Origin of the sequence: Fulvitalea axinellae (assembly GCF_036492835.1) — a bacterium.
Lineage (GTDB): Bacteria > Bacteroidota > Bacteroidia > Cytophagales > Cyclobacteriaceae > Fulvitalea > Fulvitalea axinellae.
The window spans coordinates 271905-285624 of record NZ_AP025316.1 but is presented as its reverse complement, the minus strand read 5'-3'; the positions used below and the strand labels follow the sequence as shown (position 1 = coordinate 285624).

The 13720-nt window shown below is 46.1% G+C and carries 9 protein-coding genes; 1 reads left to right on the top strand and 8 read right to left on the bottom strand.

The genetic code is table 11. The annotated features are described in order from the left end of the window. Positions 1-3 precede the first annotated feature (3 nt). From AABK39_RS21785 to AABK39_RS21750, 8 genes are all read right to left on the bottom strand, one after another. Complete coding sequence (locus AABK39_RS21785; protein WP_338395109.1) at positions 4-1458, bottom strand: replication initiation protein; 1455 nt, start codon at positions 1456-1458, stop codon at positions 4-6. Between the two features lie 600 nt (positions 1459-2058). After that, the gene (locus AABK39_RS21780) at positions 2059-2391 is read right to left on the bottom strand and encodes a thioredoxin family protein (protein WP_338395108.1); all 333 of its coding nucleotides are present in this window, start codon (positions 2389-2391) and stop codon (positions 2059-2061) included. A 153-nt stretch (positions 2392-2544) separates the two neighbouring features. Next, the gene (locus tag AABK39_RS21775) at positions 2545-3726 is read right to left on the bottom strand and encodes a helix-turn-helix domain-containing protein (protein WP_338395107.1); all 1182 of its coding nucleotides are present in this window, start codon (positions 3724-3726) and stop codon (positions 2545-2547) included. A gap of 6 nt (positions 3727-3732) precedes the next feature. Beyond that, positions 3733-4185, bottom strand: coding sequence for a DUF2147 domain-containing protein (locus AABK39_RS21770; RefSeq protein WP_338395106.1), 453 nt, complete (start codon positions 4183-4185; stop codon positions 3733-3735). A 136-nt stretch (positions 4186-4321) separates the two neighbouring features. Continuing rightward, entirely contained in the window at positions 4322-5287 is a 966-nt protein-coding gene (locus AABK39_RS21765) for a hypothetical protein (RefSeq protein ID WP_338395105.1), read from the bottom strand. Between the two features lie 349 nt (positions 5288-5636). Then, a complete protein-coding gene (locus AABK39_RS21760; protein ID WP_338395104.1) occupies positions 5637-8777 on the bottom strand; it encodes an efflux RND transporter permease subunit in 3141 nt (1046 codons plus the stop codon). A 69-nt stretch (positions 8778-8846) separates the two neighbouring features. Further along, entirely contained in the window at positions 8847-9902 is a 1056-nt protein-coding gene (locus AABK39_RS21755) for an efflux RND transporter periplasmic adaptor subunit (RefSeq protein ID WP_338395103.1), read from the bottom strand. Between the two features lie 42 nt (positions 9903-9944). Beyond that, on the bottom strand, positions 9945-11294 hold the full coding sequence (locus tag AABK39_RS21750) for a TolC family protein (protein WP_338395102.1): 1350 nt from the start codon (positions 11292-11294) through the stop codon (positions 9945-9947). Positions 11295-11752: 458 nt separating this feature from the next. Here AABK39_RS21750 and AABK39_RS21745 point away from each other — a divergent pair, with 458 nt between their 5' ends. Next, a complete protein-coding gene (locus tag AABK39_RS21745; RefSeq protein WP_338395101.1) occupies positions 11753-13681 on the top strand; it encodes a tetratricopeptide repeat protein in 1929 nt (642 codons plus the stop codon). The last annotated feature ends 39 nt before the right edge of the window (positions 13682-13720 follow it).

Sequence of the window (13720 nt, the reverse complement as noted above, 5' to 3'; positions counted from 1 at the left end):
TATCTATTTCCAGTTCTTAAAATCATGAACTGTCAAAGCGAAGGCTTTTAGATCGTGGTCCTCTTTCGTTCCATATTTTTTCAAAAGCCATTTTCCGTAAAACTTTCTCGCTTCTTCAGAAGGGGAACTTTTTCGCCATTCCTCCAAATAGCGTCTTTCGAAAGTGTATTCATCAGTAAATTCCACCAAACTCATATACTCGAATCTTTCATCTTCCGTATCATGTTCTTTGAGTATAGATATTTTGGCGTTTTCATAATGTTCATGAAATTCCGACTCGATGCTTTTCCTCTGTTCCTCCAAAGTCTTCTTACGATCCATCGCCCTTTTCAGCTGATCTTTTCTGGCGAAATCCTCATACTCGTTACGGTAATACCCTTCCAACAAAGCCTTATTCAGATATCCCAATTTGCTTTTGACATTCGGCTTCTCGTTTATACGGTCGATGGTATATCTTACCAAGCCCTCTCCGTATTTCTGAACCATCCCGGAAAATAGGGTAGGGGCCAACCAATCGTTCCCTACTTTCTCAGCTTGCGGAGCTTGGGATTCATGTTGGCGTTTCTGGTTTTCATGAGGCTTTTTCGCTTGGCTTACTTCTGGTTGTTTCTGATTGAAATCAATACTGGTTTGCGATTCCGAAACCTTGTTCTTTTGAGTCTTTTCTGCCGAAGCTTTTTTTGTCGCCGTTTTTTCAGTTTGAGATTCAGAGGAGAGCTTTTCAGGAATCTCAACTTTATTACCGTCTTCCTGAGCTTTGTAATGCTCGCCTTTCACCACAAAAAATGTAATGTCGGTATATTTCCTTTTTTCCCTTTTGAATTCGTAAGTGACAAAAATATCGGACTTCTCGTTGATTTCAGAAATCGCCGGTTCCAGCACTTTCGTTCTGAAAGCCGAAAATCTGGAATAGCTTCCTTTCACATAAAGCAAGTCCTTCAATTTTTCCAATTTGAAAGTCCTCTTCGGAATTCGGGGAAAATACTGAATCAGAAGCTCATAAATCCTCAAAGAGAATCTTGACCTGCTGAAGTTGTATACGTGTTTGAGAAGATAATACGTATAGTTACTCTTAAGTTTCAGAAAGAAAGGTTTCATTTCTTGAGAGAACTTAATAGTAACGAAGTCCTTTCCTTTCTCGCCTTTCGCAACTGTAACAAATGAGTAACTTGCCCACCTGTCACCTTCCTCAATATCAATCGCGCTGTGCGCCAGGCCTTGCGCTGCTTTCCTAACTCTGTCATACCCACCACCGATCGGTTTGCCTTCGGGGATTCCTAAAACTTCCCTAATCGGTACATGGTATTCGTTCATTTCGGTATCGTCATAGCCTATTCTGGCGCACATAAGCAGTATAATGCGCTGTTGGAGCAAGGTAAAGCTCTCTCTGGCATTAATTATCTTATTGTCTTTGACGATTTTATAATTGAATGACTCTGTGATTTCATCCGAGCTCATAAACGGTACACCTTTTAGTAACGGGATTATTCGTGAGAGCAAAAAGAGCCACCTAAAAGTAACGAATAGCTGTTCCTAGGGTGGTTCTTATTGTTTAAAGGTAGTAAAAAGGGATTTATGTTACTAGTAAGTGTACTTAATAAGGGCTTACTGGAGACATTTGTTACTCATTGGTGTGTAATACGTTACTAAAAGGTATGCATTCAAAAATCATGTTACTCATCGGTTACAAAAAGTTACTCAAAAGTATACCACCCGTTACTAATCGGTAGGCTTTATGTTACTGTTTAGTATGCAAACCGTTACTAATCAGTATACGATTTGTTACTAATTAGTATACATCAGGCAAAAAAAACCAGCTCTTTCCTTCTGAATATCAATTGGTTAGGGGTAATAAAAATCAACTGAAAACTATATAAAACTATATAAAATAAGACAAACTACTTTAAACCATAAGAATAGCCGTTACGGATAGGTAGTCGTTGTTGTTTTATTAAAAAATAAAAGGCCCTAACCAATCCAAAGCTATTTCTGCATGTTTAAAAAAGCTTTGGGTAAAGATTAGAGCGAAAAATCTTATTGAATCTGGATCGTGGGAAATTATAAAGATTCCGCGACAATAATTTCGTGTACTTTCTCAAAAAGATCGATTTTCTCAGGTACACCAACAATTTTGTCAACCACTTCGCCTTCGATCATAAAAATTAATTCGGGAACTTTTTTGATACCCAAATGAGTAACAAGATCAGATTCTTGGTTGGCGTCCAGAGTAAGGATATTGATCTGCTCGCCGAAATTTTCCTCGACGGAATCTATCAGTTCCGCTACGGTTTTGGAAGAGGAAGACCAAGAGCCCCAAGCGAAGACCATACTTGGCCCGCTTTTTCCGATTTCGTGTTCGAAATTGTATCCAGTTACTGTTTTAATTCCCATACGAGCTTTCAGTTTGCCGTCATCCCTAGCCGACGGATGGCTCATACAAAAGTAAAAACAGATTCTATTAATACAAAATAATATTAAAAAATGATAAATTGTGTCATATGATAAAAAGAACTTCCGTCGCGGGCTTAATATTTCGGGCCGGGGCTACGAAGGGTTTTCAGGTCTTTGCGCCAAAATTTGTTTCCGGTAGGCGGAAGGCGTTTGTCCCGTGCTTTGTTTGAATGTCAGATTGAACGCTGACTTGGAGTTGAAGCCACTATCGTAAGCGATGGCCAACAAAGTAAGGTGATCATACGCTCTGTCGTCGAATTTACGCTTCACTTCCTCGATTCGGTACTGGTTTACGAATGTATAGAAGTTAAGGCCGTGGTGCTCGTTTAAAAGCTCTGTGAGGTGGTGTCTGGATATGCCTAGGTACTCCGCCAACTCTACAGCCGATAAATTCGGGCGGATATGGGGTTTGTCACGCTCCATATACACTTTCAACTGCGCGAGGTACCGTTCGGCTTCGGTTTTGTTCAGAAGCTTTGCGTGAGCGTTTTCCTCTTCTTTCTGGGCTTCTTCAGGCAGTGAATGGTGGTACTTGGAAAAAAGTGAAGGCTGTTTGATCCCGAAATATGTCAGAAGGTAAATCAGCAAAACGTTTCCAGCTGTGGTAATCGCAATCCGGAGGCCAGCGTATAAGCCCATATTCTCATTGAAATACCAAGAGAAGGCCAAGGAGAAAAAGATCCAAATCTGGGATGCGAACATAACGATAGCCACGTACTTGAGCCACCTGAGCTGCACTTCCTCACTCTTTATCGAATAATTGTCTTCAAGATGCTTTTGGTTGCTGTTAATGGCTTTGAAAGTCTGGAAAGAATAGAACACGACATAAGCGAACACAAGGGTCAGAATAAGTATCGCTTTTCCCGTATCAAATTCCACTTTGTTTGGCCCATAGGCTACGCCCGGAGGCTCCAAACCTACAAACCTGCGAAATGAAATGGACGCAACGCCCACTACCAACGCTATAAACGGCGCCAGAAGGTAAGCTTCTTTCCTATTGAACTTGTAGTCCGGAATAACGAGACTACGCGCGTAGTAGAGCATTAAAGGGTTACTGACGGCCAATAAGGTGTCAACAACGGGTGGTGGCTGGAAAAAAGTATTGTAATGGAGCCTAAGCAGGTTCAGCACGCTTCCTATTCCCAAGCAACCGAGCCACCCTATAAGGAACCTGTCCGTGTAGTTACTTTGGTTTTTGGTGACGATCAAAAGCGTCACGAAAAATGTTTGGGCAATGGAAATATAAAGCAGCGGTTCTGTCAGGCTCGATATCATGTATCGTTACTCTCTAAGTCTTGTCCAATATGTGGATTCTCCGAAGAATGGGATGAACACGTACCTTGTGACTTTCAATTGATCATCACCGATGAGCTCCAACCGGGCATGGATGTCAAGGCCAGTGGCGGGATCGTACAAGGAATCGCTTTTCCAGCGGAGTTTGCCAATTTTCCGGATATCGGTGGCCAGGAAAATATTTAGGCATTGACGGCTCCTTAGCTCGGGATCGCTATTGTGAATGTCCCGTTCCGGAATGCCCGAATGTACGCCAAAATCAGCCAAAAGCGCAATATAGCCTTCTTTTTCTTTACGCACGGACCAGACAACTCCATTCGGACCTTGCCATTTTCCGATTAGTTGGTTTTGGGGAATGGTTTCTTGCGGAAGCTGTTTTTCAATATTATTAATAAAAAATATAGTTGTGATTAGGATCGGTATTAGGTAAAATTTCACCATAGCTAAAGAGTTAATCCATTTCTCGGGATCGAAAAATGGCTGATGGATTTGTATGAGAATGTTTGTTGGCAAATTGAGGCTAACACCAAAAGCGCAAGTGCCCGACACTTACGCTTGAATGTTGGCTATAGCCAATCTATTTTTTTCCAATCTTTGGTTTGAAGGCAAGTCCGACTTTGAAGTATAAATTCGCCGAATTTTCCTTGAAGTAACCTTCGTTGCTACCATGTGAGTCATCGCTTATATAACTTCTGAACTGTGTGGTCAATCCTAAGTCAGTATTGATCCAAAAGAAATCGTTTAGCGGGTAGTTAAGCGATGCGTAAAGTGAGGCGAACACTTGTCTGTACTCAAGCGTATTTCCGGGATTGAAATTTTCAGGCAGGTAGTCCTTTGTAAATATTCCGAAGTCCGAATCAATTTTTAAACCTGTCGCTAAGTATCCTTTTTTACGAAAATATTTTCTGACTTCCACTTTGTGCGGCAAAACTACCTGTAGCGTAGTGTTTTGGCCTATATATGTGGCGTAGGACACCAAGGGAAGAAAAGGAAGCCAATTAAACCCGTTATAAATCGATAAGCCTCCGATAAATAAGCTTGTATTTTTCTTCAAAATCAACGGCTTCATAAAGATCAGGTTTCCACCCACTTGGAAATCCTCAATAGAGTCCGAATTCCTTGTCCAACCATTCGCAATGATTATCGGAGAGTACTTTTTTGTTCCGAACCTATGGAACATTTCAGCTCCGAGGGTGAGGCTGTTTAGCCTGAATGTTCCGCTTTCTTCAGTATCATACCACCCAGACATATAACCGAGATATGGACTAACTATCCAACGGTTGTCTTGACTGCGAAAGAATGGGTATTTGAAGTCAAAACGCAGTTGGTGACTGGATTTGATATCGCTTTCCTGATCGTCGATATTGTCTTGGCCTTCAAGGTCTTTAGTATGTGGCGCGTTAAGCCTATAATCTAGTTTGGCTAACTCTATCTCGGTGAGTTTTCTTTGGATTGGCACTCTGTTTTTTTGTGCGAATCCTTTTGCGTAAAATAAAGCGAGGAAGCCGGTCAAAGCTATGGATTTGAATCGGTATATTTTCATGGTATTGTCGTTTCGGGAAAAATATTAAAATGGTTAGTTTCTGTAGCTAACCCAGAAAAATGCGGCCAACCCGGCCAAGGTGCTTGTATAAACCATCGCTACGGGGCCCAGTAATCCATAACATAGGGCAACGGTAACCGCACAGGCGGTAAAACAGGCTATTATGGCTTTTGGAAATCTTTTTCGCATAATTTCGGGATACTAGAAGTCTTTGAAACGGGAATAGAATTCTCCGATTTTGGGAAGAATTACAGTAAGAGGTTGTTCGTATACTTGCAGTTTGGATAAGTCCCGAAGTCGCGTTTTTGGAATAAAAGCGCCCCCAGAGGGCTCCGGGGACGCTTCAGGGTTACACACTTTCGAGTTCGGTGTCTATTAGATTATTTTCTTCAGCGGGGTTTTCGTCTTTTTTGCCGAAAAGCCCCATCAGTCTTTCCATCAGTTCATAGGCGATTGGCACAATGATCATAGAGAGGAACATCGAGCTTGAAAGCCCTCCGATCAGCGACCAAGCCAAGCCGGTTTTCCATTCCGATGCCGCTCCCGTAGCCAAAGCGATTGGCATCAGGCCGATGATCATCGAGATGTTGGTCATCAGAATCGGGCGGAAACGGAGTTTGGTAGCGGTAAGCAGCGCTTCACGTAGCGGATGCCCTTCTTGTCGGAGTTGAAGGGCGAAGTCCACGACCAGAATGGCGTTTTTGGCCACCATACCGATAAGCATAATCATACCCAAGCCGGAGAAGAGGCTCAAAGTGTCTTTTGCCAAAGCCAAGGCCAACAAAGCTCCGATAACAGCCAAAGGAATGGTAAAGAGCACAACCAAAGGATAGGCGAACGAATCGTAAAGGGCGACCATAATCAGGTAGACCAGAATAATGGAAGCCAGCAGGGCAATACCCAAATCGCCGAAACCTTCTTCCTGTTGGGCGATATCGCCGCCGTAGTCCACTGAAACGCTGGACGGGATGTCTATGGACTCCACTTTGGAGATGATCTCTTTACCCATATCGCCGGTTGGACGGCCGATACCCTGCGCTTTTATGGAAATAGATGATGCCCGGTCGGTTCTTTCGAGTTTGGTTGGGCCGGAACCTCTGGTGATCTCCGCAATTTGTGAAAGGTAAATCGCAGTGCCCTCACGGTTGACGATCTTGAGGTTTGACACGTCTTCGATATTTTTCCGGTCGAAAGCGTCGAGGCGGATGTTGATATCGTATTCATAGCCGTTGTCGTAGAATTCTTGGTCGTCGTTTCCTTCGAATGCCCAACGTACCGCTTGGCCCACTTCGGCAAGGCTGAGGTTGTACTCCGCCATATGCGCCCGGTCTATTTTGATCAGGGTTTCGGGATTGCCGTCCTCTACGGAAAGTTCCACTTCCACAGTTCCCTGTACTGAACGTACGCTATCCTGCACTTTGAGGGCGGTGGTCATCAGCTCATCATAATTATCGCCCATAAGGATCACTTCCAGAGGAGCGCGCTCGGCCATTCCCAAGATCGAGATGTTTACAGGTTTGATTTTCGTCCCGACAAGGTTTTCCTGTAGTTTGGCTTTCGCTTTTCTGGCGAATACCTTGGTGGTAATATCCCGGTTGAGCTTATCGATGAGTTTGATATTCAGCTCGGCTTTGTAGGCCGTATTCTGTCCTTCTTGGCTTGAGGTAGTGGTACCTACGGTGGAGAAGATGGACTCTACGACAGGCTCTTCCTTCATAAGCCTTTCGGCACGGATAATGACCTGGTTGGCTTGCTCTACGGTTGATTCCTTCGGCAATTCCAGTTCGATTAGGAATTCGCCCCTGTCGCCCGAAACGAAGAAGTTCGAACCGATAAGGCCCATTCCGATCAAGGTAAACGAACCGAAAAACAACAGGCCTGTAAACGCCAGTGTCACGAATTTGTGGTTGAGTGACCAAGCCAAGATGTTGGTAATCCACTCGGCTGATATATCGACCATTTTTTCGAAACGGTCGGCGAGTTTTTTAGCCAAAGAACCTTCCTTAAACTGCTCGATTCTGGCAAATCGGGCGGCCATACAAGGCACAATAGTCAAGGCTACGAAAGTACTGACCATCACCGATACGGCCATCACCATACAGAATTGCGTCAGCAGGTTCGCAACCAGCCCGTCGGTGAAGGTGATGGGTAGAAATACGACGATAAGCGAAAGTGTGGTGGCGAAAATAGTCAGGGCCACTTCCTTGGTGCCTTCGTACGCCGCTTTCCAAGAGCTTTTGCCCATATCCATATGGCGGTAAATGTTCTCGATCACCACAATGGCGTCATCGACCAGCGTACCTACGGCCAAGGTCAGGCCGAGCAGGGACATAAGGTTGAACGTATAGTCCAGCATATACATGGCGCCCAGCGTAATAACCAACGAGACGGGAACCACGAACATGATGATAAAGGAGTTCCGTACGCTTTGTAGGAACACGAACATGATAATACCCACCAGAACAATGGCTGCGATCAAATCTTCGAATACGCCGTTTGCGGCGTCCAGGGTAAATTCTGACGAATCTTGCAGAATCAGGTAATCGAATCCGATGTCATGCTTCTCGGCTTTGAGTTGCGTGAGGGTTTTCATGACCTCAGCGCTTACGGCCACGGCGTTGGCGTCGGATTGCTTGCTTATCTGAAGCATCATGGTGTTGGAGCCGTTGGCTCGGGCCAAAGTTTCGGCGTCCTTTTCGGTATCGACTACCTCGGCTATATCTTTGAGGCGAATGCTGGTGCCGTCATTCTTATAGGCTACCACCAACTCCCTGAGCGTTACCAGCTCCCTGATTTTGCCGGGCACGCGAAGTAATGTTTGGTTTCCCGCTGATTTGATTTTACCTGCGGGGATATCTGTGTTGGCGGTTTCGATGGCTTTTACTACCGAAGGAAGCGAAAGTCCATAGGAGTCGATCTTTTTGCGGTCTACATTTACTTGGATTTCCCTTTCCGTACCACCGATCAACGATACTTTGGCTACGCCTTCAACCCGTGAAAGCTCCGGCTTTAGTTTGTTCTCGACCCAGTCAAAGGCGTCTGTTGGCCTAAGGTTAGTGAGCGCTCCGAGCTTGATGATCGGAAGGTCGTCGATGTCGAATTTCTGTACTGTGGGAATTTCGGCGTCATCCGGAAGTTTGGAGAGCCCGCCGGTGATTTTCCGCTGTACTTTTTGTTCGAGATCGTCAATGTCTACCCCGTCTTCGAATTCGATTTGGACCAAGGAAAATGATTCCATGGACTGCGAATTGATTTTGTCGATACTCTCTGTGGACGCCACAATGTCCTCAATCTCTTTGGTCAGAGACGATTCCACCTCTGCGGGGTCCGCCCCGGGATATACCGTAGTGATGGTGACTACCGGCGGCGAGAACTTCGGAAGAAGCTCATAGGAGAGAAGTTTGAAGCCCAAGTATCCGCCGAGTGTCAGCACGGTGAACACGACGAAAACAAGCGTCGGGCGTTTTATCGATAATTTGACTATGTCCATAACTCGTCTGCTTATTCGAAAGCTGTTGAGGAAAAATAGATCTTTGGTATTTGGATTATGCCGTAGGCGTTAGTTGAGGACTTTCACCTTTACGCCGTCCACCAAGTTGATTTGACCTTGCGTCACGATTTTTTCACCGGCGGCTAGGCCTTCGGTTACCGAGTACAGATCACCCCAAGATTTGCCAAGCGTGATTTTCCTGGCCGATACGGTTTCGTTTTTGAGAACGAAAACCTCCGGGTTCAACACCGATCCGGCAATTGCCTTACGGGGAATAGCAAGGCGTACCCCTTCGGTAGTCGCTTTGAAAGTAGCGGTGGCGAACATGCCCGACTTAATGGAAGTGTCCTTGTTCTCGATCAGGATTTCCGCCTCGAAGTTGCCGCCCTTACCGGCTTTGTCGGCGATATAGCTTACGGTTCCCTCAAAGTTTTTTTCTTGGATAGCTTTGAAGACTACAGTCGCCTTGTCGCCTGAATGGAGGCGGGAAACGCGTGTTTCCGGGACTTGAACGGTGATTTTGACCAGACTCAAATCGTGCAATTCGGCGAGCTTGGTGCCTGAATTAACCACTTGCCCTTTTTCCACAAAGTCGTTGGCCAAAGTGCCTGAAAACGGCGCCCGCACTTGAGAGAAGCGAAGTTGCTCGTTCAAAGAGGTGAGTTCGGCTTGGGCCTGTTTGTTGGCTATTCGGGCCTTTTCCAATTCGGAATCCGTGGTGGCGTCATTTTCTTTAAGAATGGTTAGCCTTTCCAAATCCTTCTTCGTCTTCTCGAAATTGGTCCGAGCCGTAGCGAGTCTGCTTTTGAGCGTTGAAGCGTCGATTTGCAGTAATGAAGCGCCCGCTGACGCATGCTGACCTTTTTTGCGGTGTACGGCCGTAACACGTCCGCTGATTTGGGCGACAATGTCCACGCTTTGGTTTGCGCTGGCGTATCCGGTGGCCTCCCAGTTTTCGGAGAGGTTCATAATTCTCACCTCTTCCGCCTTTACGGGGATCTCGGCGGTGATTTGTTCGGCGAGCCTGGCTTCGGCCTTAAGCTCCTGTTTATTGGAGTAGAGTTTGAGTACCAAGCCAGCCAAAACGGCCAAAGTGACGATGGTGTAGGTGATTTTCTTTTTCATATCCAAGTATATTTTTGCTGGCTGAGGGGCCAGTGTAGCTTCTTATTTTCCGGAGAGTTCTTTGAGTCGGCCTTGGGCCTTGATGAGTTGGAGTTCGGCTATGCGGGTTTGGAAATTCTGTTTGGCGAATTCCATGGACGCCTCGCGCCAGTCGGTTTCGGTTTGCAAAAGTTCCGTGAGGGGAGTCAGGCCTTGTCTGTATTCGATGCGGGTTTGGCCGTAGACCTCCTCCGCCAAATTCATATTTGCGTACGCATTGGCTTTTTGGTCCTTGGCTATAGACAGGCCATCCAGGGCGTTTTTATGCTCTAAGCGAATATTCTCTTGGGCGTCGAGTATATCGAGGCTGACTTCGTCTCTTTCAAGTTTGGCCTGCGTTACTCTGGCTTTCTTCTCGAATCCGTCAAAAACCGGAATCTTAAGGCTTAGGCCTACCGTGGCCATACCGAACCAAGGTTCCGAACCGGAAGTGAAGTTGAATTCGTCGCGTTGGGCTTGCCATCCGGCGCTAGCGTAGGCCGAAAGTGTAGGCATATAGCCGCTGTTGATTTCCTTTATCTTGATGCCGTACAGATTCTCCTGCGTGCGCAGTGTTTTGATATTGGTGAATCCCGAAAAGGCCGGTAACTGGGCGTCGGAGACGAGCAAAGGGGCGTCTTTGGTAGCCGAAAAATCAAGCGTGAGATCGGCGTCGATAGGCATACCGATCATAAACTTCACCAAGTTGTGCATCCGGCTGATCTCTCGTTCAAGGTCTTTGCCTTTGGCTACGGTCCGTCCCAAGTTTACGTCTATACGCTTTACGTCAGTGGATTTGGCGAAGCCTTGCTCGTAGCGGAGCGCCGTCGATCTGCGCGATTCGTTTAGCGTCTTGAGGCTTTGGTCAACAAACTCTTTTTGCTCCGTAAGCTGTCCGATTTTCAGGAACTGTGTGGAGATGTCGAAAATGATGTCTTCCTCAGCCCGGTCGAGCATCAGGGCGTAGAGCTCACGACTTTCTTTGGCGGCTTTTACGGCATAAAGGAACGACTGGCTGTACAAAAGTTGTGTGGCTTTGGCCGTGGCCGTGGCATTATATTCTTTACCCATCTGAACCGAAATGTCATCGGCGTCCGGATTTCCGGTAAGAGCCCCGGGCAAGATGGTAGTGGGCAACTTGAGGTGTTGCTTATAGTCGCCTTCGATATTTATTTGGGGAAGGCCGCTGGCCAATACCTCTTTAAGCTTGCCTTCGTTTTTGTCAAAATCAAGCTTGGCCTTTTTTAATGAGCGACTATTTTTTAGCGCATATTCAAGACATCCTTTTAGGTCCATTTTTTGGGCTTGGGCCTTTTGGCGCGGAAGTGTCGCCAGGGTCATGATAAGCAGAAAAATGATGTTTCCTCTTTTCATAGGTGTTGCTGAAAATGTTATGGTCCAAAAGTATAGGATATGGTTTTTCGAATCGTCTACTTAAAGTTTATGCGTATTCTTGACGTCCAAACGGCGCTAGATAAACGTTCAATTAATTGATTATTAGTGGTTTGGGTGGTTTTAAGAAAATTGTGTTTTTTTGTAGTGCCGGATGGGCGGATTAGGGTCGCTTCTTCATCCGGACGTTTTAATTTCGCTTGATGGACGTTTTTTTGGGAGGAAGGCAACCAATGTGTCGGATCCATTGTCAGAGTGGCGGGAGTGAGGGTACCGGTTTGTCAACATTGGAAAGGCTAAATGACAAAAGCGGTTACGCTTCGTGGGCAACTTCAATATTACATGTAATAATGTAATGCTGTATTTTTGCTATTTTTATGAATAGTTTGAATGCGGAATACTAGACGAGTCGATTTTCGGCATAGTAAAGACGAGCGTATATGAGAATATTCTTTACAGTATTGATACTTGCATTTTTTTGTCCGGGCGCGATGTTAATGGCGCAAGACAATAAATGGACGGATGCTACTTGGCGTGATGGGGAGTACCTGGACAAATATTATTTCAAATCGTACAAGACCGCAAAGTACACCAAGCGAAAGCTGGAAGAGGATAAGAAACGCATGCTTCGGGATTGTGTAGAGGATTTGGCGCTCAAAATAATGTCGGACATAAGCGTGGTGCAGGAGAATACGGTGATGGAACGGGAAGAGCTGATTTCGTCCGTTTTCACCGGCAAGACCTCCGTTAGCTCCAACTTGCAAGTGACGGGAATGCGGACCTTCTTTTATACCGAAAAACGCAAGAAGCTCAACCACGCTTTTGTATATATTTCAAAAAGAGATTTGGCTACGGTGTATATCCATAAAGCCAGAATGTCGCTCAAGGATTTTGACGGGCAATTGGCCCGGTTGAAGGTGTTGTGGGATTCTTACGAAGAGCAACAAGGCAAGGACGAACGCCGTGGCATTCGTGCGAAAGTGGCCGACATTTTGGCGGCAATGGACGAAGGCTTCGTAAAGTTGAACACATACGAGGAAGTGGTGGCCGTGGCTGGCGAAAAATTTCCCGCCGATGTACCGGCTAACGTTCTTCGGATAAAAGCGGAGAAGCAACAATTCCAAACCGATTTTTTCCCGAAAGATCTTACATCGAGTTTCGCCGAGGCGAACGAGGCTATGGCGAAGCGGGAATACGGCAAAGCCGTGTCGCTTTACCAAACGATCCTTTACGAACGCCCGCATTCGGAACAGGCGACCGAAGGTTTGGAAAAGGCCAAGAGAGCTTACGCCGAAGAATTGTTGGTAAAAGCCGAGGGAGCGCTCAGAAGTGGCAAATACGCCGAAGCGTCGGAGTATGTGAACGAATCGTTGGAGCATCAGCCGGGCAACAGGGCCTCGTCATTGCGCAAGCGGATCGAACGGGCGTATTTCGATCGTCTGGCCAAGAGCTTGGAAAAGTCGCTTGAAGTTGATGATCTGGTTAACGCCGAACGCTATTTTGCGGAGCTAGAAAAATATTGGCAAGCCGACAGCGACCGTTTCAGGGTGCTTTCCAATAGAATAGCGAGGCTTCGGAACACTACGGACACCAACAGAAAGCAGACGGACTACGATAGGCATATCAGTTCCGCGGAAGTGGCGCTTTCGCAAAAGGAATTCGTGAAGGCTTATGAGTATGTGGAAGGAGCCGAAAGCCTTATCGCCGGAAAGGACAGGGCCGAAAATCTTCGGAACAGAATACAGCGGAGCTATTACAGGCATAACAAAAAGAAAGAACTCAAGCGGACGCCCCACAAATATGTTTTCACCCTTGGTGCCGGAGCGTTTACGCACTTGTTTAAGACCGCTTCCCTTACCATTGACACGATTTCCAGAAACTCCTGGAGCCCTATGGTTTCGGGCGGATTTTTCAGAAGGGTAAATACCCAACCTAAGTTTATCGGCGGACGCGACTTTTCGAAAGCGACGCTTTTGGGCGTTTTCGTGGATGCGGGATCGTTTAAGGTGAACCTGAAAGACCAGACCCTGAACGAGACGGTGCTGAAGAAAAATTACTATTATCATATCGAAGCTGGTGCGCATTTTTGGGAGGCTGTCCGCGTTTCGGGCGGTATTTTGAAGGGAATTTCCGACGAGGAGAATTATAATTACCTATCGGGCACTTTCGGATTGGCGCTTAAGATCCGGCATTTCAGCGTACAGGTGGACTACACGCAACTTTATCGTTTGGAAGAAAAAGAATGGCTTGGTGATAACGAGGAAAACTTCCAGTCGATGTTACGTATAGGCTTGCAATATCAGCTGAACTTTTACCGCAGGCTTTCGAAAACGGAAAAAGAAAGAATAAGACTCTCTTCCGAATTGTAACGTGTGGGGAAAATTCGCCCCGTAGCTCCGGATTTGTGT